Below are 25,835 nucleotides of genomic sequence, written 5' to 3'. Positions count from 1 at the left end.
GCAAAAAACCCAGACAAACAAAAACGCCCCCGACCTTGCGGTCGGGGGCGCTTTTTTTAAGCGCTAACTAAGTCGAAACTCAGTTACCGGCTTTCTTGGCAGCGCGGGTACGCTCGCTTTCGCCCAGGATCTTCTTGCGAAGACGGATGGACTTAGGAGTGACTTCGCACAATTCGTCTTCTTGAACGAATTCCAGAGCCTGCTCCAGAGTGAAGCGGATAGGCGGAACCAGAGCGATGGTTTCGTCTTTACCCGAAGCACGCATGTTGTCGAGCTTCTTGCCTTTGGTTGGGTTGACGCCCAGGTCGTTGTCGCGGCTGTTGATGCCGACGATTTGACCTTCGTACACGTCTTCACCGTGACCCAGGAACAGTTTGCCGCGAGCTTGCAGGGTTTCCAGCGAGTAAGTCAGAGCCTTACCGGTAGCAACCGAAACCAGCACGCCGTTCTGACGGCCGGACATGTCGCCGGACTTCATCACGTCGTAACGGTCGAAGATCGAGGTCAGGATGCCTGCACCGGAGGTCAGGGTCAGGAACTCGTTACGGAAACCGATCAAGCCACGAGCCGGGATGTTGTACTCAAGACGCACACGGCCCTTGCCATCCGGAACCATGTTGGTCAGGTCGCCCTTACGGATACCGATCTGTTCCATGATCGAACCTTGCGATTCTTCCGGCAGGTCGATGGTCACGTTTTCGTACGGTTCGTGCTTGACGCCGTCAACCATGCGGATGATCACTTCCGGACGACCAACACCCATTTCGAAGCCTTCGCGACGCATGGTTTCGATCAGTACCGAGAGGTGCAGCTCACCACGGCCGGAGACTTTGAACTTGTCGGCGGTGTCGCCTTCTTCAACGCGCAGAGCAACGTTGTAGAGCAGTTCTTTGTCCAGACGCTCTTTGATGTTACGGCTGGTGACGAACTTGCCTTCACGACCGCAGAACGGCGAGTCGTTAACCTGGAAGGTCATGGAAACAGTGGGTTCGTCAACGGTCAGCGGCTTCATCGCTTCGACGTTCAGTGGGTCGCACAGAGTGTCGGAGATGAACAGCTGGTCGAAGCCGCTGATGCAGACGATGTCGCCGGCAGCTGCTTCGTCAACGTCGATACGGTGCAGACCGTGGTGACCCATCAGCTTCAGGATACGACCGTTACGGCGCTTGCCGTCAGCGTCGATAGCCACAACTTGAGTGTTCGGCTTGACGCGACCACGGGCGATACGGCCAACGCCGATAACACCCAGGAAGCTGTTGTAGTCCAGTGCCGAGATTTGCATCTGGAACGGACCGTCACGGTCAACTTGTGGAGCCGGTACGTGGTCAATGATCGCCTGGTACAGCGGGGTCATGTCTTCAGCCATGTCGGTGTGTTCCAGACCGGCAATGCCGTTCAGGGCCGAGGCGTAGACGACTTTGAAGTCCAGCTGTTCTTCGGTAGCACCCAGGTTGTCGAACAGGTCGAAGATCTGGTCCAGAACCCAGTCCGGACGCGCGCCTGGACGGTCAACCTTGTTGATCACCACAATTGGACGCAGGCCGGCTTCGAAAGCCTTCTTGGTCACGAAACGGGTTTGCGGCATAGGGCCGTCTTGAGCGTCAACCAGCAGCAGAACGGAGTCAACCATCGACATTACGCGTTCAACTTCGCCGCCGAAGTCGGCGTGGCCCGGGGTGTCCACGATATTGATGTGGTGGCCGTTCCAGTTGATGGCGGTGTTTTTCGCCAGAATGGTAATACCGCGTTCTTTCTCCTGGTCGTTGGAGTCCATCACGCGCTCGTCGTTAAGCTCGTTGCGCTCCAGGGTGCCGGATTGACGCAAGAGTTTGTCTACCAGGGTGGTCTTACCATGGTCAACGTGAGCAATGATGGCGATGTTGCGTAGATTTTCGATCACTTGTGTATCTCGATCAGAGGATTCGGTGTGCTGACAAGTCTTGGCAGCGATTTACAGTAGAGTCAGGCCTTGCCGTTACAGCTTGACGGCAGAGTCGGGGGGCCGGTGACGCAGGCCACAGGCATACAGCCCCGGGCTCTTAGCTCGGTCGATAAACGCGCACATTGGCATGCCCCTCACTGAGCAAATGGTGGGCATGCAGGCGACTCATCACGCCTTTGTCGCAATACAGCAGGTACTGGCGAGTAGGGTCCAGTTCCTTGAAACGAGCGTTCAATGCATAAAACGGCATCGCTTGTACCTCAATGCCAACGAGGCCCAGCGGGTCGTCTTCAGCGGCATCCGGATGACGGATATCGATGACGATCTGACCAGCCAGCGCTTCGCTGACTTCTTCGATCTGCAAGTCCTGGCCCAATTCGTCGATCACGCGATCGATCGGCACCAGTTTGGCGTTCTCGAGCGCACGCTCAAGTACTGCCATGTCGAACTGTTGTTCTTCGTACTCCACGCGTGGACGCTTGGCGTGGGTCTTGGGGTTCACCGAGATGACCCCACAGTATTCCGGCATGTGCTTGGCGAAGTCGGCAGTACCGATTTCGTTGGCCAGGTCGATGATGTCCTGCTTGTGACTGGCGATCAGCGGACGCAAGACCAGCTTGTCGGTCACGCAGTCGATCACGGACAGGTTCGGCAACGTTTGGCTCGACACCTGGGAAATCGCTTCGCCGGTGACCAGCGCTTCGATCTCCAGCCGATCGGCAATACGGGAAGCAGCGCGCAACATCATACGCTTCAAAACTACGCCCATATGACTGTTATCGACTTTCCCGAGAATTTCTCCCAGTACTTCCTCGAACGGCACACTGACAAATAACACGCGTTGGGAGCTGCCGTACTTCTTCCAGATGAAATGCGCGACTTCCATAACGCCCAGTTCATGGGCTCGTCCGCCCAGATTGAAGAAGCAGAAATGGCTCATCAGCCCGCGGCGCATGATCTGGTAGGCGGCGACGGTGGAATCGAAGCCACCGGACATCAGCACAAGCGTCTGTTCCAGGGCACCCAGCGGATAACCGCCGATGCTGTTGTGCTGGCTGTGGATCACGAACAACCGTTTGTCGCGAATTTCGATGCGAACTTCGATTTCAGGCTCTTTGAGCGAGATTCCGGCGGCGCCGCACTGACGACGCAGTTGGCTGCCGACGTATTTCTCGACGTCCATGGAGCTGAATTCGTGCTTGCCGGCACGCTTGCAGCGCACCGAAAAAATCTTCCCGGCCAAGGCGTCACCGAAATGCTGTTTGCACTTGGCGACGATGTCGTCGAAGTCGCCCAACGGGTATTCATCGACCTGCAGGAAATGCGCGATGCCCGGCATGCAGCTCAGGCGCTCGGTCATCTCCTTCAGGGCTTTCGGCTCGCTGACGCGGGTTTCCAGCTCGAGGTTGTCCCACACACCGTTCACCACCACAGCCGGGTCCAGATCGCGGAGCACGGTACGGATGTTTTTGGCCAACTGGCGGATGAAACGCATCCGTACCGGGCGGCTCTTGATGGTGATCTCGGGGAAGACTTTTACGATTAGTTTCATGAAAACAGCGCGCGCTGGGCCAGCCGAAAAAGGGGGGCGCGGATTATAGCGGAAATTGCTCAAGGTTTAACCAGTTAATGTGTAGAAGGTTTTGCGCGCACCAAAACAGGTCATTTATAGAATTCGACGCTACATTACAGGGCGAGGTTTGGCGCTTTTCGAGGCTTTGCACCTTTATAAGCGTGATATTGGGGCAAAAAACCCATGGTGGGGCACTGGCATGCAATTTGCTCCCTTGTGAGGCAGGTTGCCTTGGCAGAGTATTCGCGCCGGCATCACCCACATTCCAAGGGCCATCCACTACCAAGCCCGAAGCCACCCGGAGGACACTATGTCGAAGTCGGTTCAACTCATCAAAGATCATGACGTCAAGTGGATTGATCTGCGCTTCACGGACACCAAAGGCACTCAGCACCACGTGACCATGCCGGCTCGCGATGGGCTGGATGAAGCTTTCTTCGAAGAAGGCAAAATGTTCGACGGTTCCTCCATCGCTGGCTGGAAAGGCATCGAAGCTTCCGACATGATCCTGATGCCGGACGACAGCACTGCCGTTCTCGACCCGTTCACCGAAGAGCCAACCCTGATCCTGGTTTGCGACGTGATCGAGCCTTCGACCATGCAAGGCTACGACCGTGACCCACGTGCGATCGCCAAGCGTGCCGAGGAATACCTGAAGTCGACCGGTATCGGTGACACCGTATTCGTGGGTCCAGAGCCTGAGTTCTTCATCTTCGACGAAGTGAAGTTCAAGTCCGACATCTCCGGTTCGATGTTCAAAATCTTCTCCGAACAAGGTTCGTGGATGTCCGACCAGGACGTGGAAGGCGGCAACAAAGGCCACCGTCCAGGTGTCAAAGGCGGCTACTTCCCTGTTCCGCCGTTCGACCACGACCACGAAATCCGTACCTCCATGTGCAACGCCATGGAAGAAATGGGCCTGATCATCGAAGTTCACCACCACGAAGTGGCGACTGCCGGTCAGAACGAAATCGGCGTGAAGTTCAACACCCTGGTTGCCAAGGCTGACGAAGTTCAAACCCTGAAGTACTGCGTACACAACGTTGCTGACGCATACGGCCGCACCGCGACCTTCATGCCTAAGCCTCTGTACGGCGACAACGGTTCGGGTATGCACGTTCACCTGTCCATCGCCAAAGATGGCAAGAACACCTTCGCTGGCGAAGGCTATGCCGGTCTGTCCGACACCGCTCTGTACTTCATCGGCGGCATCATCAAGCACGGTAAGGCTCTGAACGGCTTCACCAACCCGTCGACCAACTCCTACAAGCGTCTGGTCCCAGGTTTCGAAGCGCCAGTGATGCTGGCCTACTCGGCTCGCAACCGTTCGGCTTCGATCCGTATTCCTTACGTGTCCAGCCCTCGCGCTCGCCGTATCGAAGCTCGCTTCCCGGATCCGGCAGCTAACCCGTACCTGGGCTTCGCTGCACTGTTGATGGCTGGCCTGGACGGCATCCAGAACAAGATCCACCCAGGCGACGCTGCTGACAAAAACCTGTACGACCTGCCGCCTGAAGAGGCGAAAGAGATCCCACAAGTTTGCGGCAGCCTGAAAGAAGCCCTGGAGGAGCTGGACAAAGGTCGTGCGTTCCTGACCAAAGGCGGCGTTTTCAGCGACGATTTCATCGACGCCTACATCGCTCTGAAAAGCGAAGAAGAAATCAAGGTTCGTACCTTCGTACACCCACTGGAATATGAGCTGTACTACAGCTGCTGATCCGGTAGCGCCGCGCTACGCGGCGTGACAAAAGAGAGGCCTCCTTCGGGAGGCCTTTTTTATGGGCACAATTCTGCGACCGACGATGAACCAATGTGGGAGCGAGCCTGCTCGCGAAGGCGTTTGATCATTCAACATTGATATTGATTGAGCCGGCGCTTTCGCGAGCAGGCTCGCTCCCACAGGGGTTTATGGTGTTTGGGCGATTTCGGGAAATCATTCCCAGATGTTTATGTATTGGGCAACCGCCGCCCCTGACCTATGCTGCAATCCAACGCTTTCGTTTCTGGTCGATTTTATGGGTCGTGGTTTTCTATTCATCTTGCTGCTGATCGCCCTGCCCGCCGCAGCGCAGATCTATAAGTACACCGACGTCGACGGCAACACCGCCTACAGCAATCAACCGCCCGACGGTGTTAAAGCTCAACCGGTCGAATTGCCTCCGCTCAACCGTGTCGAAAGTCAGCCGTCGGGCGAATCTGCACCGCCTGCCGAAGCCAACGGCCGTGAGCAACCTCGCAGCGCCTACGAGGTACTGGAACTGACCGGCCTGCCCACCGAAGAGGCGTTGCGCGCCAACAACGGCACTTTCACCGTCAGCGTACTGATCAAGCCGCGCCTGCAAGGGCCTCATTTATTGAGGTTGCTGCTGGATGATCAGCCCTACGGCCAACCGAGCAACGTGCCGATCCTGCAACTGGTGAACGTCGATCGCGGCGAACACAGCCTCGCGGTGCAGGTGATCGATGGGGAAAATCTGGTGCAGCAAAGTCCCACCGTGACGTTTACCGTACAACGGGTGCATAAGCCGTGAGGGTGTGGCTACTGATCGCCTGCTTGATCGCCCTGCCGGTCACGGCCGAGGTGTTCACCTACGTCGACGCCCAGGGCAATCGAGTCTTCACCGATCAGCCAGGCTCCGGCAAGGCCAAGCGTGTGCCGATAGCACCGAGCAATCGCATGTCCGCCAACCCCACCGGTGCAACGCCGGTCATTGCCGGTAAAAAGACCGAAACAAAACCGTTTTTCCACTACGACATGCTCCGCGTACTGGTGCCGGAGCCAGACGCCACTGTCCGCAGCAGCGCCGGAGAACTAATCGTCAGTGTCACCAGCGAACCCGGCCTGCAACGGGACCATCGCTACCGACTGCTACTCGACGGCCAACCCACCGCAGAGCCCGCCCCAAGCCCGGTATTCGCCCTGAGCAACATCGATCGCGGCAGCCATAACCTCTCTGTGGAAATCCTCGACGAGCAGGGCCGCATCGTTGAGCGCACAGCCAACCAGCCGTTCCACATGCTGCGCATCTCCCTCGCGCAGAAGCGCCAGGTCAATCCCTGCGCCCTCGTCGATTACGGCCAACGACCGGAATGTCCGCTCAAAGACAAACCCATCGAGCCAAAAAATCCCTTCCTGCGTTTCTTCTAACGCCGTTCAGCTAAGCGCACAATATTGGTGCAATAGACTGCACCGTACCCACATTCCAACCCATTTTGGTTCGAAAGTACCCGATAAAGCCGGCAGAACGCCACGCAAACGAGCGTCAAACGTCCGTTTCAGGCCTTAAACGCTTCTTTTCGGAGCCTTGGTTTGGTTTTTGCATTTTCCTCGTATCAGCGCTTGATTCTTGCGCACGCTCGCTCCCAAAGAGGTCCTGATGACCATTAGCGACGCACTACACCGCTTGCTACTCGACAACCTGACCACCGCAACCATTCTGCTCGACGCCGAACTGCGCCTTGAGTACATGAACCCGGCGGCGGAGATGCTGCTGGCCATCAGCGGCCAGCGTAGCCATGGGCAGTTCATCAGTGAGTTGTTCACCGAATCCACCGAGGCGCTGAACTCCCTGCGCCAGGCAGTCGAGCAGGCGCACCCGTTCACCAAGCGCGAAGCAATGCTTACCGCCCTCACCGGCCAGACGCTGACCGTCGACTACGCGGTAACACCGATCCTGGCCAACGGCGCCACCATGCTGCTGCTGGAAGTCCACCCCCGTGACCGCTTGCTGCGGATCACCAAGGAAGAGGCGCAGCTGTCGAAGCAGGAAACCAGCAAGATGCTGGTGCGCGGCCTCGCTCACGAAATCAAGAATCCTCTCGGCGGGATTCGCGGCGCGGCGCAGTTGCTCGCCCGTGAATTGCCGGAAGAAAGCCTGCGCGATTACACCAACGTCATCATTGAAGAAGCCGATCGCCTGCGCAATCTGGTGGATCGCATGCTCGGCTCCAACAAATTGCCGTCACTGGCCATGTGCAACGTCCATGAAGTGCTGGAGCGCGTGGGTCAGTTGGTGGAGGCCGAGAGTCAGGGCTGCATCACTTTGGTGCGCGACTACGACCCAAGCATTCCGGATGTGTTGATTGATCGCGAACAGATGATTCAGGCCGTCCTGAACATCGTGCGCAACGCGATGCAGGCCATCAGCAGCCAGAACGAGCTGCGCCTTGGCCGTATCAGCTTGCGGACCCGCGCCATGCGCCAGTTCACCATCGGCCATGTGCGCCATCGCCTGGTGACCAAGATCGAAATCATCGACAACGGCCCGGGGATCCCCGCCGAGCTGCAGGAAACCATCTTCTTCCCCATGGTCAGCGGCCGCCCGGACGGTACCGGGCTCGGCCTGGCCATTACCCAGAACATCATCAGCCAGCACCAGGGCCTGATCGAATGTGACAGCCATCCAGGCCACACCACGTTCTCGATCTTTCTGCCACTGGAACAAGGAGCCACATCGACATGAGCCGTAGTGAAACCGTGTGGATCGTCGATGACGACCGTTCTATCCGTTGGGTCCTGGAAAAAGCCTTGCAGCAGGAAGGCATGACCACGCAAAGCTTCGACAGCGCCGATGGCGTGATGAGCCGCCTGGCGCGCCAGCAGCCGGACGTGATCATCTCCGACATCCGCATGCCGGGTGCCAGCGGTCTGGACCTTCTGGCACGGATTCGCGAACAACACCCACGGCTGCCGGTGATCATCATGACCGCGCACTCCGATCTGGACAGCGCTGTCGCGTCCTATCAGGGCGGCGCATTCGAATACCTGCCCAAGCCGTTCGACGTCGACGAAGCGGTTTCACTGGTCAAGCGCGCCAACCAGCACGCCCAGGAACAACAAGGCCTGGAAGTCCCGGTCGCCCTGACCCGCACCCCGGAAATCATCGGCGAAGCGCCGGCGATGCAGGAAGTGTTTCGCGCCATCGGGCGCTTGAGCCACTCCAACATCACCGTGCTGATCAACGGCGAATCCGGTACCGGTAAAGAGTTGGTGGCACACGCGCTGCACCGTCACAGTCCGCGTGCGGCTTCGCCGTTCATTGCGCTGAACATGGCGGCGATCCCGAAAGACCTGATGGAATCCGAGCTGTTCGGCCATGAGAAAGGCGCGTTCACCGGCGCGGCCAACCTGCGTCGCGGGCGTTTTGAACAGGCTGACGGCGGCACGCTGTTCCTCGATGAAATCGGCGACATGCCGGCGGACACTCAGACTCGCTTGCTGCGGGTATTGGCGGACGGTGAGTTCTACCGTGTTGGCGGCCATGTGCCGGTGAAGGTCGATGTGCGAATCATCGCCGCGACTCACCAGAATCTGGAAACCCTGGTGCATGCCGGAAAATTCCGTGAGGACTTGTTCCACCGCCTCAACGTGATCCGCATCCACATTCCAAGGATGTCGGACCGTCGCGAAGACATCCCGACCCTGGCCAAGCACTTCCTCAGCCGCGCCGCGCAAGAACTGGCGGTGGAACCGAAGCTGCTGAAAAGCGAAACCGAGGAATACCTGAAGAACCTGCCGTGGCCAGGCAACGTGCGTCAGCTGGAAAACACCTGCCGCTGGATCACCGTGATGGCTTCGGGTCGCGAAGTGCACATCAGCGATCTGCCGCCAGAGCTGCTGAGCCTGCCGCAAGATTCGGCGCCGGTGACCAACTGGGAGCAAGCGTTGCGTCAGTGGGCTGATCAGGCTCTCGCTCGCGGTCAGTCGAGCCTGCTCGACAGCGCTGTGCCGACATTTGAGCGGATCATGATCGAAACCGCCCTCAAACACACCGCCGGCCGCCGCCGCGACGCTGCCGTTTTGCTGGGTTGGGGCCGTAATACCCTGACTCGCAAGATCAAGGAGTTGGGGATGAAGGTGGATGGCGGGGATGATGATGAGGGGGATGAGGGTTAAACAACCTTTGGCTCTTCGCTGATCTTCAGATCCAATCGTGAGCAGGCTCGCTCCCACAGTGGATTTTGGGTGCTTCACAATTTTGTGATCACCACTGAACCCTGTGGGAGCGAGCCTGCTCGCGATGTTTTTAGGGCCACCACGCACCGTGGCAATGCACCGTGAACCGCAATCGCGCACGACAACCGGTCCGAGATCCCGCCATCACCTGCAAAGAAACCCATATCGCAGAAATACGAAAGCCCCGAATCACGGGGCTTTCAGCGTTTCAAAACAACATTCTGTTTCAACTTGTTAAAACCTGGCACGCCCCCTGCAATAGTCCATTCAGTGATTCAGTTCACTACCCGGTTTCGGGGACCTTGGTACAGGCAGGCCGGGGATCCCCCTCTTTATATCGGGCTCACACCGCTAATAGCGACGAGCCCAAGCTGTTTTGGGGCCCTTGATACAGGCAGGTCAGGGGTTCCTTCTTTACACCGGGCTCACGCCGCAATGTGCGAGCCCTCCCGTTTTGGGGACCTTGGTACAGGCAGGCCGGGGATTCCCTCTTTTATTGCTCTCGGAGATGGATCTCCAGCCGCCAGCGGTCATCGACCTCGTTACCGGCCCACTCGCCCTGCAGTGGCCGGGCTGCCACCACCGTCAGCAACAACCCCCCATCACTCAAACGCACTCGCCAGTTCACGCTCTTATCATCGAGTTTGAGCTGACCTTTCTGCGTCTGGCCTTCGGCCTCGAATAACAGCGCAATGCTGCCGTCGACCAGCTCGCCGTGGGTTTTGGGTTCGTTGTTGAACCACACCACCAGCCCATCGCTCGTCACCTCGACTTGCTCTAAAACGCTGGGCTCAGGCGCGGTCAGGCGACCGATCATCAGGCCCACCATCATCCCGACAATCGCCAGCGAAGCCATCACTCGCGGGAATAGTTTCGAACGAGGGTCCTTTGGCGGCGTAGAATGCCCGTCATCTTTACCTTCGGAGCCGTGCATGTTTCACGTCATCCTTTTCCAACCAGAAATTCCGCCGAATACCGGCAACGTTATCAGGCTGTGCGCCAACAGTGGCTGCCACCTGCATTTGATCGAACCGCTGGGTTTCGAGATGGACGACAAGCGTCTGCGCCGGGCCGGTCTCGATTACCACGAGTATGCCACCCTGCAACGCCATGCAGACCTCGCCAGCTGCCTGGAAAGCCTCGGCCATCCTCGGCTGTTCGCCTTTACCACCAAGGGCTCACGGCCATTTCACGACGCCAGCTTCGCCGAGGGCGATGCCTTCCTGTTCGGCCCGGAAAGCCGTGGCTTGCCGGCCGAGGTGCTCGACGCCCTGCCCGGCGAACAACGCCTGCGTTTGCCGATGCGCGAAGGCTGCCGCAGCCTGAACCTGTCCAACACCGTAGCGGTCGCCGTGTACGAAGGCTGGCGCCAGCTCGGGTTCAAGTAACCCCGCATAACAAATGTGGGAGCGGGCTTGCTCGCGAAGGGGCCATAACATTCAACATCTTCGTTGACTGTTACACCGCTTTCGCGAGCAAGCCCGCTCCCACATTGGACTTGCTTTGACGCACAGACCGCTTATTGAACGGTTGGAGTCTCGCCAGCCGCCTGCATGCGTTGCAGCTCTTGTGCGTACAGTGCGTCGAAGTTCACCGGGGCCAGCATCAGGGCCGGGAACGAACCGCGGGTCACCAGGCTGTCCAGGGTTTCGCGAGCGTACGGGAACAGGATGTTCGGGCAGAATGCGCCCAGGGTGTGGCTCATCGAAGCATCGTCCAGGTTCTTGATCAGGAAGATCCCGGCCTGTTGCACTTCAGCAATGAACGCCACTTCTTCACCGTTTTTCACGGTGACCGACAGGGTCAGCACGACTTCGTGGAAGTCGCCTTCCAGAGCCTTCTGGCGAGTGTTCAGATCCAGACCGACGCTCGGCTCCCACTGCTGGCGAAAGATCGCCGGGCTTTTCGGGGCTTCGAAGGACAAGTCGCGTACGTAGATGCGCTGCAAGGAGAATTGCGGTGCGGTTTCTTCTTCGCTAGCTGCAGTGTTCTGTTGGTCAGTCATCTCAGATCCTTTCTGATCTCGGGTCTTGTAGGGTTGGCTATTTCAAGTAAGGCAGTCAGGCCTTGAGCATGGCGTCGAGCTTGCCGGCGCGCTCCAGGGCAAACAAATCATCACAGCCGCCAACGTGGGTGTTGCCGATCCAGATCTGCGGCACGGACGTTCGTCCGGCCTTCTGAGCCATTGCAGCACGCACCTGCGGCTTGCCATCGACCTTGATTTCTTCGAAGGCTACGCCTTTGTTCTCGAGCAGGTACTTGGCTCGCGAGCAATAAGGGCAGTAATCGCTGGAATAGACGACGACATTGTTCATATCACTTCACCAGCGGTAGATTGTCGGCTTTCCAGCTGGAAATACCGCCGGACAGCTTGGCGGCGGTGAAGCCTGACTTCATCAGTTCACGGGCATGGGTGCCAGCAGTCTGGCCCATGGCGTCGACCAGGATAATGGTCTTGGCCTTGTGCTTTTCCAGTTCGCCGACACGAGCGGTCAGTTTGTCGTGAGGAATGTTCAATGCGCCAACAATGTGACCAGCGGTGAAATCCTTGATCGGACGGATGTCGATCACCACGCCTGCGTCTTTGTTGACCAGCCCGGTCAGTTCACCGGTGCTCAGGCTGCGACCGCCGCCCTGCATCTGATAAGCGATCAGCAACGCCAGCAGTACGACGAAGATACCGACGAGCAAATAGTGGTTAGTGGCAAATTCAATCAGGTGAGCAACCATCGAAGGAGGTTCCAGGGCGTTAAAATGTCGGCCAGTATACACAGCCACTATGGTGGGCCAAACCCCGTCCGGCGGTGACGCGGTCGGAACTTCGCTTTAAACTGCCACTCCCTTTTCCATCGCCTTCTTTTAACTCAGCCACGAGTGGAATCTATGACTACCACGCCTAAACCTTTGGTCCTGATGATTCTCGACGGCTTCGGTCACAGTGACAGCCAGGAATCCAACGCCATCTATGCGGCGAAGAAGCCCGTACTGGACCGCCTGTGGGCCACCGTGCCGAACGGCCTGATCTCGGGCAGCGGCATGGACGTCGGCTTGCCGGACGGCCAGATGGGCAACTCCGAAGTCGGCCACATGAACCTTGGCGCCGGCCGCGTGGTGTATCAGGACTTCACGCGTGTGACCAAAGCGATCCGCGACGGCGAGTTCTTCGAGAACCCGACCATCTGCGCCGCGGTGGATAAAGCAGTTGCTGCCGGCAAAGCCGTGCACTTCATGGGTCTGCTGTCCGGTGGCGGCGTTCACAGCCACCAGGATCACCTGGTTGCCATGGCTGAACTGGCTTTCAAGCGCGGCGCTGAAAAAATCTACCTGCACGCCTTCCTCGACGGCCGCGACACGCCGCCGAAAAGCGCTCAGTCGTCCATCGAACTGCTGGATGCGGCCTTCCAGGCCCTCGGCAAAGGCCGGATCGCCAGCATTGTCGGCCGTTACTTCGCCATGGACCGCGATAACCGTTGGGACCGCGTGTCCCAGGCTTACAACCTGATTGTCGATGGCAACGGCGAATTCAACGCCGCCACCGCTCAGGAAGGCCTGCAAGCGGCGTACGAACGTGGCGAAAGCGACGAATTCGTCAAAGCCACCTCCATCGGCGAGCCGGTTAAAGTCGAAGACGGCGACGCCGTGGTGTTCATGAACTTCCGCGCCGACCGCGCTCGCGAACTGACCCGCGTGTTCGTCGAAGACAATTTCAAGGAGTTCGAACGCGCTCGCCAGCCGAAACTGGCAGGTTTCGTCATGCTGACTCAATACGCCGCCAGCATCCCCGCGCCGGCGGCCTTCGCCGCGAGCAGCCTGGACAACGTGTTGGGCGATTACCTGGCGAAAAACGGCAAGACGCAGCTGCGCATCGCCGAAACCGAGAAGTACGCCCACGTGACTTTCTTCTTCTCTGGCGGTCGCGAAGAACCGTTCCCGGGCGAAGAACGCATCCTGATCCCGTCGCCGAAAGTCGCCACCTATGACTTGCAGCCCGAGATGAGCGCCCCGGAAGTCACCGACCGCATCGTCGATGCCATTGAAAACCAGCGTTACGACGTTATCGTGGTCAACTACGCCAACGGCGACATGGTCGGCCACAGCGGTGTGTTCGACGCGGCAGTCAAAGCGGTCGAGTGCCTGGACCTGTGCGTCGGCCGAATCGTCGATGCGCTGGAAAAAGTCGGCGGCGAAGCGCTGATCACCGCCGACCACGGCAACGTAGAGCAGATGGCCGACGAGTCCACCGGCCAGGCGCATACCGCCCACACCACCGAACCGGTGCCGTTTATCTATGTCGGCAAGCGTGACTTCAAGGTTCGCGACGGCGGCGTGCTGGCGGATGTGGCACCGACCATGCTGATGTTGATGGGCCTGGAAAAACCGGCGGAAATGACTGGCACTTCGATTCTGGTGTAACCCGATCGTTCAAATACCACTAATCCCTGTGGGAGCGAGCCTGCTCGCGATAGCAATCTGAGAGCCAACATCGATGTTGAATATTAGGACGCCATCGCGAGCAGGCTCGCTCCCACATTGGTTTTGGGTGGTTTGATAGAACAATTTTCTCCGCAACCCGGTCCAGTCATCACACAGCCCCAATTGGGCATTTTTTTTGCTGCGCTTGGCGGGCATACTAGGCCGTCCCTTTCCCTGGTGTCGCCCGCCTCTATGCTTCGCGTCCTGATAGCCCTTGCCCTGACTTGCCTGCTTCAACCGGCCTTTGCCGACGAGCGCACGCAAACCCAACAACAGTTGGACGCCACGCGTCAGGACATTGCCGAGCTGAAGAAACTGCTGGGTAAACTCCAGGAAGAAAAATCCGGGGTGCAGAAAGACCTCAAGGGCACCGAAACCGAGATGGGCAAGCTCGAGAAGCAGGTCGAAGCCCTGCAAAAAGAGCTGAAGAAAAGCGAATCCGAGCTACAGCGACTCGATACCGAGAAAAAAAAACTCCAGAGCGCGCGCATTGAACAGCAACGACTGATCGCCATCCAGGCCCGCGCGGCCTATCAGAATGGCCGTCAGGAGTACCTGAAGCTGCTGCTCAACCAGCAGAACCCGGAAAAATTCGCCCGCACCCTCACCTATTACGACTACCTGAGCCAGGCCCGCCTGGAGCAGCTGAAGAATTTCAATGAAACCCTGCGCCAACTGGCCAATGTCGAAAAAGACATCGCCATGCAGCAGGCGCAATTGCTGGTGCAGAAAAGCAGCCTCGACAGCCAGCGCGACGAACTCGACAAGGTCCGCAAGGAGCGCCAGCAAGTCCTGGCCAAACTCAGTGACGATGTGAAGGCCCGCGATCAGAAACTGGCGGCGCGCGAGCAGGATCAGGCGGACCTGTCTAAAGTCCTTAAAACCATTGAAGAAACCTTGGCCCGTCAGGCCCGAGAGGCAGAAGAGGCGCGGCAAAAAGCGCTGATCGCCCAGCAGGAAGCCGAAAAAAAGCGTTTACGTGAGGCTCAGGCTGAAGCAGATGCCACTGACGCCCCACGCAAAACCGTTAAATCGACACCCGGCGCATTGGTTTCAAGTTCAGGCGAAACCTTTGGCGGCCCCTTTGCTTCCTCCCGCGGCAAACTTCCATGGCCGGTTGATGGTCGACTGCTGGCACGCTTCGGTGAAAGCCGTGGCGACGATGCCCGCACCAAATGGGACGGCGTGATGATCAGCGCCTCCGCCGGCAGCCAGGTGCATGCCGTACACGGCGGACGCGTGGTGTTTGCCGATTGGTTGCGAGGCGCCGGGTTGCTGGTGATTCTCGACCATGGCAACGGTTTTTTGAGTCTTTACGGTCACAACCAGACACTGCTCAAGTCTGCGGGTGACGTGGTAAAAGCCGGTGAGTCCATCTCCACTGTCGGTAGCAGTGGCGGGCAGGACACACCAGCGCTGTATTTCGCTATTCGTCAGCAGGGTCACCCGAGTGATCCGGCGCAATGGTGTCGTGCGCAAGGATAAGTACGCCATCTACTTCAGGAGTTCGTTCGACATGCTGTATTTGTCCCGCCTTACCTCGCTGGCCCTGACGATTGCCCTGGTGATCGGCGCACCGTTGGCGTTTGCCGCTGAGCCTGCCCCGGTGGTCGCACCTGCCGGCACCGCTGCGACCACCAAGGCGCCATTGCCGCTGGACGAGTTGCGCACCTTTGCCGAGGTCATGGACCGGATCAAGGCAGCCTATGTAGAACCGGTGGACGACAAGACCCTGCTGGAAAACGCTATCAAAGGCATGCTCAGCAACCTCGACCCGCACTCCGCGTACCTTGGCCCGGAAGACTTCGCTGAATTGCAGGAAAGCACCAGCGGCGAATTCGGCGGCCTGGGCATCGAAGTCGGCGCCGAAGACGGTTTCATCAAAGTGGTTTCGCCCATTGATGACACCCCAGCCTCCAAGGCTGGCATTCAGGCCGGCGACTTCATCGTCAAGATTAACGGCCAGCCGACTCGCGGCCAGAGCATGACCGAAGCCGTGGACAAGATGCGCGGCAAGATCGGCCAGAAAATCACCCTGACCCTGGTGCGCGATGGCGGTGCGCCGTTCGACGTGACCCTGGTCCGCGCCATCATTCAAGTGAAGAGCGTGAAGAGCCAGTTGCTGGAGTCCGGCTACGGCTACATCCGCATCACCCAGTTCCAGGTCAAGACCGGCGAAGAAGTCTCCAAGGCCCTGGCCAAGCTGCGCAAGGACAACGGCAAGAAGCTCAGCGGTATCGTCCTCGACCTGCGTAACAACCCGGGCGGCGTGCTGCAATCGGCGGTGGAAGTGGTCGACCATTTCATCACCAAGGGCCTGATCGTCTACACCAAGGGCCGCATCGCCAACTCCGAACTGCGCTTCTCCGCCACCGGCAAGGACGAAAGTGAAGCCGTGCCAATGGTCGTGCTGATCAACGGTGGCAGTGCCTCCGCCTCGGAAATTGTCGCCGGCGCCCTTCAGGATCAGAAACGCGCAGTGGTCATGGGCACCAACAGTTTCGGCAAAGGTTCGGTACAAACCGTGTTGCCGCTGAACAACGAACGCGCATTGAAAATCACTACGGCGCTGTACTACACGCCGAACGGCCGCTCGATTCAGGCGCAGGGCATCGTCCCGGACATCGAAGTGCGCAGGGCCAAGATCACCAACGAACAGGATGGCGAATACTTCAAGGAAGCCGATCTGCAAGGTCACCTGGGCAATGGCAACGGCGGCGCCGATAAACCGACCGGTTCCGGTTCCGGTGGCAAAGCCAAGGCCATGCCGCAGGATGACGATTACCAGTTGGCCCAGGCCCTGAGCCTGCTCAAAGGGCTGAGCATCACTTCTGGCCGTTGAGATGCGCCTGCGGTTGCTCCTCGGCCTGCTGTGCTGTCTGGCGGGTGTCGCTCACGCGGCGCCTGCCACGCCTGCGAAGGCTTATCTGAGCCTGATCATCGATGACCTGGGGCAGAACCTGCTCCAGGATCGCCGCGTACTGGCGCTACCCGGCCCGGTCACCGCGGCAATCATGCCCGACACACCCCACGCCACCGAGTTTGCCCGCCAAGCCCATCGCGCCGGCAAGATCGTCATCCTGCACATGCCCATGGCCCCGGCCACCGGACCGTTTGCCTGGCATCCCGAGTTACCCATCGAAGAACTCGAGAAGCGCTTGAACGCGGCGCTCAAGGCTGTGCCGTATGCCGCTGGCATCAACAACCACATGGGCAGCCGCATGACCGCTCAGCAACCGGCCATGGCCTGGCTGATGGCGGACTTGCAGCGTCGACACAAGTTCTTCGTCGACAGCCGCACCAGCGCGCAAACCGTGGCGGCCGCCGAGGCGCAGAAGATCGGTTTGGCGAGCGTTTCGCGGGATGTGTTCCTGGATGACGAGCCCACTGAAGCCGCGATCTTTACTCAGCTACATACGGCTATCAGCCTGGCGCGCAAGCAGGGTTCTGCAGTGATGATCGGGCATCCGTATCCGCAGACATTGGCGGTGCTCGAACGTGAATTGCCCAAGCTCAAGGCTCAGGGCATTGACTGGATCGATATCCAACAGATGATCAGCGTGCGCGGCAATCGGGCGATGGATGGGCATGGGAAGGACGGCATTTACCGGACGCCTCTCGTTAATTAACCAATCTGGTTATTTACCAGCCCTCGGGAATCCATGGCGTGCGTGATTTGATTCCGCCATTACGCTGCGGCCGACTATATAAATATGTACCACCTGCCCCTGCGAATAATCGTCACCCTACCTCGACGTTATAAATCACACAGCAGGCATTGGAGTCTGCTTTCCTGTCACCACAAACATCTATCGCCAAGGATGGCAAAATGATATTCAAACATATCACTCTGACAATTTACCTGATCAGTCACTTCTTTTTGTTCGCTGAAGCCGCACAAACTGATATCGGAGACAATTTAAAGAATGGTTCCCCTTCCAAACCGTTAACAAACAGTGACAACCGCCATTCACGCTGGACGGGAATTGGCCTCTTGAATATGCCAAAAGGTACTTGCACCGCAGTTCTTATTGACACCAGAGATTCCGGCTGGACGAATACTGCGCCCGCCTATGTCATCACTGCCGGCCACTGCGTATTAGCTGAATATGGTACTTCAAGGCTGAATCATGAGTTCAACGCAAACGTAACTTTCAATTATTTTCAAGACACGGCATCCAATCACAAAATATACAAAGTTCGTACGGCAATCTGGACAAGCATGTCAGGAACAGATCTAGCGATACTCGAGCTTGAGAAGCCACTGTCGGCATTATTGCAAAACCAGATCATGCCTCTCAAAATTTCACCCACGCCCCCCTTCTTCTCTCATGACGTGCTCAATGTCGGTGCACCCGGCACCTTCACCACCAAGACCTTACGCATGAGTGCCTGCACCCAGGAAGTGTCCAGGACTGTCTCCGGTATACCGCCCGCATTTCCCGGAGGGTTAGTGAACGAGTGCAAGGATTTGGATTACGGGAGCTCCGGTAGCCCAATGGTTGATCGGCGAACAAACCAAATAACGAGTATTGTTTCCGAACGCCATTACGGTTTTTCGCCCGCGTTTTTATCAAGCTGTTTTATAAATGGACTATTCAGCAATGGCACTGCAACCTGCGATTTACAACAAATCAACGTGAGCATCGACTTCGAGAGCTTGTTTCTAAGAACCAAACTTCGGCCTGAAATGGACTATTTGGGCAATGAAACAATGCCGACATGGAATTTTTCATTCAATATCGATACTCCCTATTACCGATACAAGACTGTGCGAGACGCCCTCGGTTGCGAGAAACCAGAAAACTATAGCGCCGCCATCAGCGCTACAAACGGCCATATTAACGATTCTGTAGGCCCCGAAACGCGCATGCATGTACTGTGCATAATCGGTGTCCGCTCGAAAGAACAAAAGCTGACAACTCTATTACTGAAGAATACTTTCACCCACGCCGCCCATTTTGCAGAGCCCGCTCCTGAACCAGCGTTTGGCCATAATAAAAAATTTACATCGATGCAATGGGAAGGTGCATATCCTGATTTCAGCTCGCATTTTTTCTATTCAACGAGCGTCGATAGCACGCCCTGTGCCGGTTTCCGTGACGAGCGGTACAAGAAAGCAGCGGAGTTAGAGTTGCTGCCTCCAGACAGCCCTTTGAAAGTATGTAGTTACGCCAGCAATGAGTCAGACCTGCAACCCTCGGCAACGCGACTTGATTTGGTAACGCCACCCCCTGGAGCTCGATAATACTTTCTATAGGGAACAAAATTTCACCCACCGGAGTATCAGAGATATCGTGCCATGATGTCGTCCACCACGCCTTCCTTGCGCAGCTGATCCAACGCCGCCTGAAGTCTGGCCACCACTTCGTCTGGCACCCCCTTGTTCAGCGCCAGGTAAAGCTCGGCGCTGTTGAAACGCAGCACGGTTTTAAGTCCGACCACACCGTCCTGGCGGGCCAGATAGCGTCCGGCCGGATCACCCGTCGCCCACAGGTCGATCTGGCCGCTGGTAAGTTTCTTCGCGTTATCTTGATCACGTAGCACGACAATGGGCTTGAGACCCTGCTTGGCCAGCGTCTCGGCGATCGCGTCGCCCTTGTACGCGCCGATCTTGAACTTGCGGGCGTCATCCAGCGTTTCGAGACTGATCTTGCTGTCAGCCTTGGCCAGCATGATCCAGTCATCCGGACCAATCGGACCGACCCACTTGAACAGCTTTTCGCGGTCCGGCAAACGCGCCATCACGAACACGCCGTAACCCGGTTTCTCCAGAGCAAGCTTGTAGATTCGCTCCCACGGAAAACGCAGCGTCAGGCTGTAGGTCATGTCCGCGCGCTTGAACATCTCACGAATGATGTCCACGGCGATGCCGTTGATGTTCTCGTCCTGAGCGAAATTTTTGCCGTTCTTCGCCATGTTGTACGGCGGGAAGTTTTCCGTCAGCAGCACCAGGTCGGTGGCGGGACTTTCTTCGGCGCGAGCTCCGTTGATAAACAACAAAGAGGCGCTGGCGAGGACAAGAAGAAGACGTTTAAGCATGTCGGGCTACCGGAATCCATGGCGTGCTCAAGAGTGCCTTGAGCCCGCCATACTGTCCACTGGCCTGTAGGGTTTAACGCATCACGATGCCGCGATGAGCCATGTAGGCCTTGGCTTCCTGCACGGTGTATTCGCCGAAGTGGAAAATACTCGCCGCCAGCACCGCGCTGGCGTGGCCTTCGAGAATGCCGTCGGCCAAGTGCTGCAAGTTGCCAACACCGCCGGATGCGATCACCGGAATCCCTAGCGCATCGCTGATGGCGCGGGTGACGCCCAGGTCGAAGCCGTTTTTCATGCCGTCCTGGTCCATGCTGGTCAGCAGGATTTCACCGGCACCGAGGCCTTCCATTTTCTTCGCCCATTCAACCGCATCGAGGCCGGTTGGCTTGCGACCACCATGGGTGAAGATTTCCCAGCGCGGGGTTTCGCCCGGGCCGGAGACCTTCTTCGCGTCGATGGCGACGACAATGCATTGCGAGCCGAAATGCTGGGCCGCTTCGCCGACGAATTCCGGGTTGAACACCGCTGCGGTGTTGATCGAGACCTTGTCCGCACCGGCGTTGAGCAAGTTGCGAATGTCCTGCACGGTACGCACGCCGCCACCCACGGTCAGCGGAATGAACACCTGGCTGGCCATGCGCTCGACGGTATGCAGCGTGGTGTCGCGACCGTCGACGCTGGCGGTGATGTCGAGAAAGGTAATCTCGTCGGCACCTTGCTCGTCGTAACGACGGGCGATTTCCACCGGGTCGCCGGCATCGCGAATATTCTCGAACTTGACGCCCTTCACCACCCGGCCGTTATCCACGTCCAGGCAAGGGATGATGCGTTTGGCCAGCGCCATGGTGAGTCCTCAGCCTTTGTACGAATCGCAGAAAGCTTGCGCTTCAGCGACATCGAGGGTGCCTTCGTAAATCGCCCGGCCCGTGATAGCGCCGATGATGCCTGGCGCCTTGGCGTCGAGCAGCGACTTGATGTCACCCAGATTGTGGATACCGCCGGAAGCGATCACCGGAATCTTTGTCGCAGCGGCCAGGGCGGCGGTGTACGAAACGTTGCAGCCCTGCATCATGCCGTCTTTGGCGATGTCGGTATAAACGATCGCGGACACGCCGTCGGCTTCAAATTGCCTGGCCAGGTCGATCACCTGGATGGTGCTGATTTCAGCCCAGCCGTCGGTGGCGACAAAACCGTCTTTGGCATCCAGACCGACGATCACTTTGCCCGGGAACGCGCGGCAGGCTTCGGCAACGAAAGCCGGATCTTTCACGGCTTTGGTGCCGATGATCACGTAGCTCACGCCTGCTTTCACGTAGTGTTCGATGGTTTCCAGCGAGCGGATACCGCCGCCAATCTGAATCGGCAGGTTCGGGTAGCGCTTGGCGATGGCGGTGACCACTTCGCCATTGACCGGCTGACCTTCGAAAGCACCGTTCAAGTCGACCAGATGCAGACGGCGGCAACCGCCCTCCACCCACTTGGCAGCCATGCTCACCGGGTCATCGGAAAACACCGTGGAATCTTCCATGCGGCCCTGGCGCAGACGAACACAGGCACCGTCTTTAAGATCGATAGCGGGAATAATCAGCATCTGGCAAACCTTCAAATTCGATTGTTCAGCTTCACTCGAAAATCAGTTTTTCTCGAGCGCCCACAGGTCGCTTTCGATGCTTTCGAACCTCTCTTTGAGGTGCGTCTGCACATCGAAAATCGCCCTGTTGTAATAGTGCGGAGCAATTTCGCGGGTAAACAGCTCAAGGATTTCAGCCGCTTCGAACGAACCCAGGTCCAGCTCGAAGCGATCCTCCATGAAGCGTTTGATCTTCTGATTGGCCTCGTTCTCCTGCTCGGGAGTGAGGGTCAGGATCGGCGGCTTCTTTTTGGCACCCATTTACCAGCGACCATCCCACGCAGCGAAGTTCTGCAGCAATTGCAGGCCATGGGCATGGCTCTTCTCCGGGTGGAACTGCACGGCGAAACGCGAGCCGTCGGCCAGCGCGGCGGCGAAATCGACACCGTAGCGACCGCTACCCACCACCTGCCGCGCATTGCCGGCAGCGATGTAGTAGCTGTGCACGAAGTAGAAACGCGCCAGGTCCGGAATGTCGTGCCACAGCGGGTGACTCACCGTCTGCTTCACTTCGTTCCAGCCCATGTGCGGGACTTTCAAGTGTTCGCCGTCTTCATGCAAATCTTTGCCGAAGAACTTCACCTGACCAGGGAACAGGCCAATGCAGTCCACGCCGTTGTTCTCTTCGCTGCTGTCGAGCAAGGCTTGCATGCCGACGCAAATGCCAAGGAACGGACGGTCCTGGCTGACTTCACGCACCAGCGAGTCGAAGCCCAGGCGACGGATCTCCGCCATGCAATCGCGAATCGCGCCGACGCCGGGGAATACCACGCGATCGGCTTCGCGAATCACATCGGCATCGCTGGTGATCAGGACCTTGCCGGCACCGACGTGCTCGAGGGCCTTGGCCACCGAGTGCAGGTTGCCCATGCCGTAATCGATAACCGCGACCGTCTGCATTACAGAACGCCTTTGGTCGAAGGCATTTGTCCGGCCATGCGGTCATCCAGCTCCACAGCCATGCGCAGCGCGCGGCCGAAAGCCTTGAACACGGTTTCGATCTGGTGGTGGGTGTTGTGCCCACGCAGATTGTCGATGTGCAGGGTGACGTTGGCGTGGTTGACGAAGCCCTGGAAAAATTCCTGGAACAGGTCGACGTCGAAGCCGCCAACGGTGGCACGGGTGTAGGGAACATGCATCTGCAGGCCAGGACGGCCGGAGAAGTCGATCACCACGCGCGACAGCGCTTCATCGAGCGGCACGTAGGCGTGGCCGTAGCGACGGATGCCTTTCTTGTCGCCGATGGCTTTGGTGAAGGCTTGCCCCAGGGTGATACCAACGTCTTCCACCGTGTGGTGGTCGTCGATATGCAGGTCGCCCTTGCTGACAATATCCAGGTCGATCAGCCCGTGACGGGCGATCTGGTCCAGCATGTGCTCAAGAAAAGGTACACCGATATCAAATCGGGCCTTTCCGGTGCCATCCAGGTTGATCGAGGCTTTGATCTGGGTTTCCAGAGTGTCGCGCTCGACAGACGCCATACGTTCGGCCATCACCAGCTCCGCAAAAATCATTGGGGCGAAAAAGGCAGCCATTATAGGGTCGCGGGCGCTAAACAGAAACACGAGAGGTGATATCACTGACGGAGTGAATCCAGCACCGTCGGCGATATACCTGTAAGGACATGTAGGAGCGAGCGGTGCGGCGATCCGACTTGCCCGCGAAGAACGATGACGCGCAATGTCTGAAAAACCGCGGCGTCCGCTTCGCGAGCAAGCTTCGCTCCTACAGGTATTGCGGTGCGCCCGACATGTCGGGCGCGAGGTTATTAATGGAACAGAACAGCTGTTTTCTGCAGCGTCACCCAAACACCCCACGCCAACGGAATGCCCACCACCAGCCATGCAGCCACCGCCAACGGCTTGGTGCCCGCATCCGCTTTCCACTCCAGCACGGTGCTGGCGTCAGCCCCCTTGTCGTGGCCCAGCGCCTGTTCGGCGGCCAGTTCAGCGTCGGTCATGAAGTACTTGTCTGCCACCGGACGCACCAGCAGGTTGCAGATGAAACCCAGCACCAGCAAACCCGCGAGGATGTACAGGGTGATGTCGTAAGCCGCGGCACGTTCAACGCCGATGCTCAGCTGATATTCACGCAGGTAGTTCACCAACACCGGCCCCAACACGCCCGCCGCTGCCCAGGCCGTCAGCAGACGACCGTGGATCGCGCCAACCATCTGCGTACCGAACAGGTCAGCCAGGTAAGCCGGCACTGTGGCAAAACCACCGCCGTACATCGACAGGATCAGGCAGAACGCTGCCACGAACAGCGCAACGCTACCCAGGTGACCGAGGTTCGGGATCAACGCGTACAGCGCGAAACCGAGCGCGAAGAACACGAAATACGTGTTTTTGCGCCCCAGGTAATCCGAGAACGAGGCCCAGAAGAAACGACCGCCAATGTTGAACAGGCTCAACAAACCGGTGAAGCCGGCAGCGATCGCCGCGATCGAGGCCAGTTGACCAGCGTCCAGTTGACCAAATGGCAGATCAACACCGATCAGTTTGCCGCCGAACACTTCCTGCAGCAGTGGCGAAGCCATGCCGAGGATGCCGATACCGGCCGAAACGTTCAGGCACAGCACCAGCCACACCAGACGGAATTGCGGGGTCTTCCACGCCACATTCACATGGACGTGACGGTGAGTGATCATCGAGTTCGACGCTTTTTTTGCCGGAGCAGTCCAGCCTTCAGGCTTCCAGCCAGTTGGCGGAACGCGGTAGGACAGCGCGCCACCGATCATGAACACGAAGTAGATCGCGGCCATTACCAGGAAACTCTGCCATACGCCCACGCTGGTTGGCGAAGCGAAGTGGCCCATCAAGGCTGCAGCCAGTGGAGCGCCGACCATCGCGCCGCCGCCGAAGCCCATGATCGCCATGCCTGTGGCCATGCCGCGCTTGTCCGGGAACCACTTGATCAGGGTCGAGACCGGCGAGATGTAACCCAGGCCCAGGCCGATGCCGCCAATGACCCCGGAGCCGATCCACATCAGCCAGATCTGGTGGGTATAGACCCCCAGCGCCGAAATCAGCAGACCGCCACACCAGCACAGTGCCGACACCACACCGGCCTTGCGAGGACCCGCGTGTTCCAGCCAGCCGCCCCAGATGGCTGCCGAGCAGCCAAGGAAGATGAAGAACAGGGTGTAGATCCAGCCGAGCATCGAGATCGGCCAGTCGCATTGAGACGAAAAGACTTGAGCGATGAAGCTCATGTCTGGCGCGCAAGTCACGGCCTTGGTGACGCCCAGGGCTTTGGACAATGGCAACCAGAACACCGAAAAGCCGTAGGCCATGCCGATGCACAGGTGGATGGCCAGAGCGGCCGGTGGAACCAGCCAACGGTTAAAACCGGGCTTGGCGATGATGCGCTCCTTGGACAGGAACGCGGGCTGATCGGCTTTGAGGCCGTCCGCCGTGATGCTCGTGGTCATGGTATTTCCCCCAATTATTAGTATTGTTCGCCAGCCATACTTCACCCCCAGCCTTTATGCACGCAGGCATGACTTTTTGTAGGTGAAGCTCCATTTTGTTGCGACATCACGTCGCAGAAGGGACGGACGAACGGGCAGAGGTTACCATTTGCACGTGACAGAAAAACCAAACTGATATCACCTTTTGTATGTCATCTGTTCTCGTACCACTGTGTTCACCCGTAGGAGGTGCCGAAGCCTGCGATCTTTTGATCTTTTGTAACCTGAAGAGAAAGTCAAAAGATCGCAGCCTTCGGCAGCTCCTACGGGACCGGTTTAGCTTTCAAGGGAGACACCATGCCGATCATTGTCGAGCTGCTGAACCACGCCACTTACCAGGATCAGCAAGATCTGCAAAAGATCTACCGCGACGCCCCGGACTGGCTGTTTGCGCCATTCACCGGGGACATACAGCTGATCGAAGACTGCCTGCAGGACGGTTCGCTGATCGCCGGACGCTTCAACGATCGGCTGTTGGGTGCGGCCCGTCTGCAACGGCACCACGACGCCTGGCATATGTCCCATTTATGCGTACGAAAAATCACCCGTCGTCGTGGCGTTGCCGAGCGTCTGGTGAACGAAGCGCAGAAAATGGCGTCGCAATCGGGCGCGACATTGCGGCTGTTGGCGCCTGCCGGGCACCTCGAAGCTCAAGCGCTGGCGGCTAAGTTGAAGGTACCGCTGGATGAGCTCCCGACGTGATCGCTGACCGGTCAGCCACTTCGGAGCGCTATACTCCCCGGCTAA

General features: G+C 58.2%; 25 protein-coding genes. 12 read left to right on the top strand and 13 right to left on the bottom strand.

All coding sequences use genetic code 11. The annotated features are described in order from the left end of the window. Positions 1–79 precede the first annotated feature (79 nt). The gene (gene typA / locus ACYZT2_RS02940; protein ID WP_283182578.1) at positions 80–1,900 is read right to left on the bottom strand and encodes a translational GTPase TypA; all 1,821 of its coding nucleotides are present in this window, start codon (positions 1,898–1,900) and stop codon (positions 80–82) included. A 139-nt stretch (positions 1,901–2,039) separates the two neighbouring features. Then, positions 2,040–3,494, bottom strand: a complete 1,455-nt coding sequence (gene thiI / locus ACYZT2_RS02935; protein WP_461969978.1) for a tRNA uracil 4-sulfurtransferase ThiI — start codon at positions 3,492–3,494, stop codon at positions 2,040–2,042. A gap of 331 nt (positions 3,495–3,825) precedes the next feature. Between thiI and glnA the strand changes: the two genes are divergently transcribed. The 5 genes from glnA (at position 3,826) to ntrC (ending at position 9,411) form a co-directional block, all read left to right on the top strand. Then, positions 3,826–5,232 carry a glutamate--ammonia ligase gene (glnA, locus tag ACYZT2_RS02930; RefSeq protein ID WP_461969976.1) on the top strand — a complete coding sequence of 469 codons (1,407 nt, stop codon included), beginning with the start codon at positions 3,826–3,828 and terminating at the stop codon, positions 5,230–5,232. A gap of 298 nt (positions 5,233–5,530) precedes the next feature. Further along, positions 5,531–6,046 carry a DUF4124 domain-containing protein gene (locus ACYZT2_RS02925; protein ID WP_461969974.1) on the top strand — a complete coding sequence of 172 codons (516 nt, stop codon included), beginning with the start codon at positions 5,531–5,533 and terminating at the stop codon, positions 6,044–6,046. Continuing rightward, entirely contained in the window at positions 6,043–6,663 is a 621-nt protein-coding gene (locus ACYZT2_RS02920; RefSeq protein ID WP_461969972.1) for a DUF4124 domain-containing protein, read from the top strand. The genes ACYZT2_RS02925 and ACYZT2_RS02920 overlap by 4 nt, the downstream gene beginning before the upstream one ends. Positions 6,664–6,892: 229 nt before the next feature. Continuing rightward, the gene (gene glnL, locus ACYZT2_RS02915; protein ID WP_461969970.1) at positions 6,893–7,978 is read left to right on the top strand and encodes a nitrogen regulation protein NR(II); all 1,086 of its coding nucleotides are present in this window, start codon (positions 6,893–6,895) and stop codon (positions 7,976–7,978) included. Continuing rightward, positions 7,975–9,411 carry a nitrogen regulation protein NR(I) gene (gene ntrC / locus ACYZT2_RS02910; RefSeq protein WP_461969968.1) on the top strand — a complete coding sequence of 479 codons (1,437 nt, stop codon included), beginning with the start codon at positions 7,975–7,977 and terminating at the stop codon, positions 9,409–9,411. Before glnL ends, ntrC begins: the two co-directional genes overlap by 4 nt. A 553-nt stretch (positions 9,412–9,964) precedes the next feature. On the opposite strand, the gene ACYZT2_RS02905 is transcribed toward ntrC, so the two are convergent. Further along, on the bottom strand, positions 9,965–10,405 hold the full coding sequence (locus ACYZT2_RS02905; RefSeq protein WP_461969966.1) for a hypothetical protein: 441 nt from the start codon (positions 10,403–10,405) through the stop codon (positions 9,965–9,967). Here ACYZT2_RS02905 and ACYZT2_RS02900 point away from each other — a divergent pair. Then, positions 10,404–10,859: a tRNA (cytidine(34)-2'-O)-methyltransferase gene (locus tag ACYZT2_RS02900; RefSeq protein WP_007949025.1), complete on the top strand. Its 456-nt coding sequence runs from the start codon at positions 10,404–10,406 to the stop codon at positions 10,857–10,859. The two genes, ACYZT2_RS02905 and ACYZT2_RS02900, sit on opposite strands and share 2 nt — an antisense overlap. 131 nt (positions 10,860–10,990) lie before the next feature. Here ACYZT2_RS02900 and secB read toward each other — a convergent pair whose 3' ends face one another. From secB to ACYZT2_RS02885, 3 genes are read right to left on the bottom strand one after another with little or no spacing between them, the layout of a single operon-like run. Next, positions 10,991–11,476: a protein-export chaperone SecB gene (gene secB, locus ACYZT2_RS02895; protein WP_007897410.1), complete on the bottom strand. Its 486-nt coding sequence runs from the start codon at positions 11,474–11,476 to the stop codon at positions 10,991–10,993. Between the two features lie 55 nt (positions 11,477–11,531). After that, positions 11,532–11,786: a glutaredoxin 3 gene (grxC, locus tag ACYZT2_RS02890; protein ID WP_018929204.1), complete on the bottom strand. Its 255-nt coding sequence runs from the start codon at positions 11,784–11,786 to the stop codon at positions 11,532–11,534. Between the two features lies 1 nt (position 11,787). Beyond that, the gene (locus ACYZT2_RS02885) at positions 11,788–12,201 is read right to left on the bottom strand and encodes a rhodanese-like domain-containing protein (protein WP_038978558.1); all 414 of its coding nucleotides are present in this window, start codon (positions 12,199–12,201) and stop codon (positions 11,788–11,790) included. A gap of 153 nt (positions 12,202–12,354) precedes the next feature. Here ACYZT2_RS02885 and gpmI point away from each other — a divergent pair, with 153 nt between their 5' ends. From gpmI to ACYZT2_RS02860, 5 genes are all read left to right on the top strand, one after another. Further along, positions 12,355–13,884 carry a 2,3-bisphosphoglycerate-independent phosphoglycerate mutase gene (gene gpmI / locus ACYZT2_RS02880; protein ID WP_461969963.1) on the top strand — a complete coding sequence of 510 codons (1,530 nt, stop codon included), beginning with the start codon at positions 12,355–12,357 and terminating at the stop codon, positions 13,882–13,884. 252 nt (positions 13,885–14,136) lie between these two features. Continuing rightward, positions 14,137–15,429 carry a murein hydrolase activator EnvC family protein gene (locus tag ACYZT2_RS02875; RefSeq protein WP_461969961.1) on the top strand — a complete coding sequence of 431 codons (1,293 nt, stop codon included), beginning with the start codon at positions 14,137–14,139 and terminating at the stop codon, positions 15,427–15,429. Between the two features lie 31 nt (positions 15,430–15,460). Then, positions 15,461–16,786 (top strand): S41 family peptidase, encoded by a 1,326-nt coding sequence (locus ACYZT2_RS02870; protein ID WP_461969959.1) that lies wholly within the window; start codon positions 15,461–15,463, stop codon positions 16,784–16,786. 1 nt (position 16,787) lies between these two features. Then, the gene (locus tag ACYZT2_RS02865; protein ID WP_461969957.1) at positions 16,788–17,573 is read left to right on the top strand and encodes a divergent polysaccharide deacetylase family protein; all 786 of its coding nucleotides are present in this window, start codon (positions 16,788–16,790) and stop codon (positions 17,571–17,573) included. 200 nt (positions 17,574–17,773) lie between these two features. After that, entirely contained in the window at positions 17,774–19,192 is a 1,419-nt protein-coding gene (locus tag ACYZT2_RS02860) for a trypsin-like serine peptidase (RefSeq protein ID WP_461969955.1), read from the top strand. 38 nt (positions 19,193–19,230) lie between these two features. On the opposite strand, the gene ACYZT2_RS02855 is transcribed toward ACYZT2_RS02860, so the two are convergent. The 7 genes from ACYZT2_RS02855 to ACYZT2_RS02825 all read right to left on the bottom strand — a co-directional run bounded on the left by ACYZT2_RS02855 (position 19,231) and on the right by ACYZT2_RS02825 (position 25,049). Continuing rightward, a complete protein-coding gene (locus tag ACYZT2_RS02855; RefSeq protein ID WP_461969953.1) occupies positions 19,231–19,986 on the bottom strand; it encodes a substrate-binding periplasmic protein in 756 nt (251 codons plus the stop codon). Positions 19,987–20,059: 73 nt separating this feature from the next. Continuing rightward, positions 20,060–20,830 (bottom strand): imidazole glycerol phosphate synthase subunit HisF, encoded by a 771-nt coding sequence (gene hisF / locus ACYZT2_RS02850; RefSeq protein ID WP_007897430.1) that lies wholly within the window; start codon positions 20,828–20,830, stop codon positions 20,060–20,062. A gap of 9 nt (positions 20,831–20,839) precedes the next feature. Continuing rightward, positions 20,840–21,577, bottom strand: coding sequence for a 1-(5-phosphoribosyl)-5-[(5-phosphoribosylamino)methylideneamino]imidazole-4-carboxamide isomerase (hisA, locus tag ACYZT2_RS02845; protein WP_123500042.1), 738 nt, complete (start codon positions 21,575–21,577; stop codon positions 20,840–20,842). A gap of 42 nt (positions 21,578–21,619) precedes the next feature. Next, positions 21,620–21,877: a DUF2164 domain-containing protein gene (locus tag ACYZT2_RS02840; RefSeq protein WP_461969949.1), complete on the bottom strand. Its 258-nt coding sequence runs from the start codon at positions 21,875–21,877 to the stop codon at positions 21,620–21,622. After that, positions 21,878–22,516, bottom strand: a complete 639-nt coding sequence (hisH, locus tag ACYZT2_RS02835) for an imidazole glycerol phosphate synthase subunit HisH (protein ID WP_461969947.1) — start codon at positions 22,514–22,516, stop codon at positions 21,878–21,880. Beyond that, a complete protein-coding gene (gene hisB / locus ACYZT2_RS02830; protein ID WP_007939452.1) occupies positions 22,516–23,109 on the bottom strand; it encodes an imidazoleglycerol-phosphate dehydratase HisB in 594 nt (197 codons plus the stop codon). The genes hisH and hisB overlap by 1 nt, the downstream gene beginning before the upstream one ends. Positions 23,110–23,384: 275 nt before the next feature. Next, on the bottom strand, positions 23,385–25,049 hold the full coding sequence (locus ACYZT2_RS02825; protein WP_461969944.1) for an OFA family MFS transporter: 1,665 nt from the start codon (positions 25,047–25,049) through the stop codon (positions 23,385–23,387). A 336-nt stretch (positions 25,050–25,385) separates the two neighbouring features. Between ACYZT2_RS02825 and ACYZT2_RS02820 the strand changes: the two genes are divergently transcribed. After that, a complete protein-coding gene (locus ACYZT2_RS02820; RefSeq protein WP_461969942.1) occupies positions 25,386–25,790 on the top strand; it encodes an acetyl-CoA sensor PanZ family protein in 405 nt (134 codons plus the stop codon). Positions 25,791–25,835: the final 45 nt, after the last annotated feature.

This window comes from Pseudomonas sp. MDT1-85 (assembly GCF_054898065.1).
Note: the sequence above shows the minus strand (reverse complement) of the source record. Positions and strands in the feature narration are given on the sequence as shown.

Bases quoted from the DNA above. Each gene is read 5' to 3' on its own strand.
- hisF (WP_007897430.1), bottom strand. From the start codon at position 20,830: ATGGCGCTGGCCAAACGCATCATCCCTTGCCTGGACGTGGATAACGGC.
- ACYZT2_RS02925 (WP_461969974.1), top strand. From the start codon at position 5,531: ATGGGTCGTGGTTTTCTATTCATCTTGCTGCTGATCGCCCTGCCCGCC.
- ACYZT2_RS02840 (WP_461969949.1), bottom strand. From the start codon at position 21,877: ATGGGTGCCAAAAAGAAGCCGCCGATCCTGACCCTCACTCCCGAGCAG.
- ACYZT2_RS02900 (WP_007949025.1), top strand. From the start codon at position 10,404: ATGTTTCACGTCATCCTTTTCCAACCAGAAATTCCGCCGAATACCGGC.
- ACYZT2_RS02855 (WP_461969953.1), bottom strand. From the start codon at position 19,986: ATGCTTAAACGTCTTCTTCTTGTCCTCGCCAGCGCCTCTTTGTTGTTT.
- ACYZT2_RS02905 (WP_461969966.1), bottom strand. From the start codon at position 10,405: ATGCACGGCTCCGAAGGTAAAGATGACGGGCATTCTACGCCGCCAAAG.
- secB (WP_007897410.1), bottom strand. From the start codon at position 11,476: ATGACTGACCAACAGAACACTGCAGCTAGCGAAGAAGAAACCGCACCG.
- ACYZT2_RS02885 (WP_038978558.1), bottom strand. From the start codon at position 12,201: ATGGTTGCTCACCTGATTGAATTTGCCACTAACCACTATTTGCTCGTC.
- glnA (WP_461969976.1), top strand. From the start codon at position 3,826: ATGTCGAAGTCGGTTCAACTCATCAAAGATCATGACGTCAAGTGGATT.
- thiI (WP_461969978.1), bottom strand. From the start codon at position 3,494: ATGAAACTAATCGTAAAAGTCTTCCCCGAGATCACCATCAAGAGCCGC.
- ACYZT2_RS02870 (WP_461969959.1), top strand. From the start codon at position 15,461: ATGCTGTATTTGTCCCGCCTTACCTCGCTGGCCCTGACGATTGCCCTG.
- hisA (WP_123500042.1), bottom strand. From the start codon at position 21,577: ATGCTGATTATTCCCGCTATCGATCTTAAAGACGGTGCCTGTGTTCGT.
- ACYZT2_RS02860 (WP_461969955.1), top strand. From the start codon at position 17,774: ATGATATTCAAACATATCACTCTGACAATTTACCTGATCAGTCACTTC.
- gpmI (WP_461969963.1), top strand. From the start codon at position 12,355: ATGACTACCACGCCTAAACCTTTGGTCCTGATGATTCTCGACGGCTTC.
- ntrC (WP_461969968.1), top strand. From the start codon at position 7,975: ATGAGCCGTAGTGAAACCGTGTGGATCGTCGATGACGACCGTTCTATC.
- hisB (WP_007939452.1), bottom strand. From the start codon at position 23,109: ATGGCCGAACGTATGGCGTCTGTCGAGCGCGACACTCTGGAAACCCAG.
- ACYZT2_RS02875 (WP_461969961.1), top strand. From the start codon at position 14,137: ATGCTTCGCGTCCTGATAGCCCTTGCCCTGACTTGCCTGCTTCAACCG.
- ACYZT2_RS02825 (WP_461969944.1), bottom strand. From the start codon at position 25,049: ATGACCACGAGCATCACGGCGGACGGCCTCAAAGCCGATCAGCCCGCG.
- hisH (WP_461969947.1), bottom strand. From the start codon at position 22,516: ATGCAGACGGTCGCGGTTATCGATTACGGCATGGGCAACCTGCACTCG.
- grxC (WP_018929204.1), bottom strand. From the start codon at position 11,786: ATGAACAATGTCGTCGTCTATTCCAGCGATTACTGCCCTTATTGCTCG.
- ACYZT2_RS02865 (WP_461969957.1), top strand. From the start codon at position 16,788: ATGCGCCTGCGGTTGCTCCTCGGCCTGCTGTGCTGTCTGGCGGGTGTC.
- glnL (WP_461969970.1), top strand. From the start codon at position 6,893: ATGACCATTAGCGACGCACTACACCGCTTGCTACTCGACAACCTGACC.
- ACYZT2_RS02820 (WP_461969942.1), top strand. From the start codon at position 25,386: ATGCCGATCATTGTCGAGCTGCTGAACCACGCCACTTACCAGGATCAG.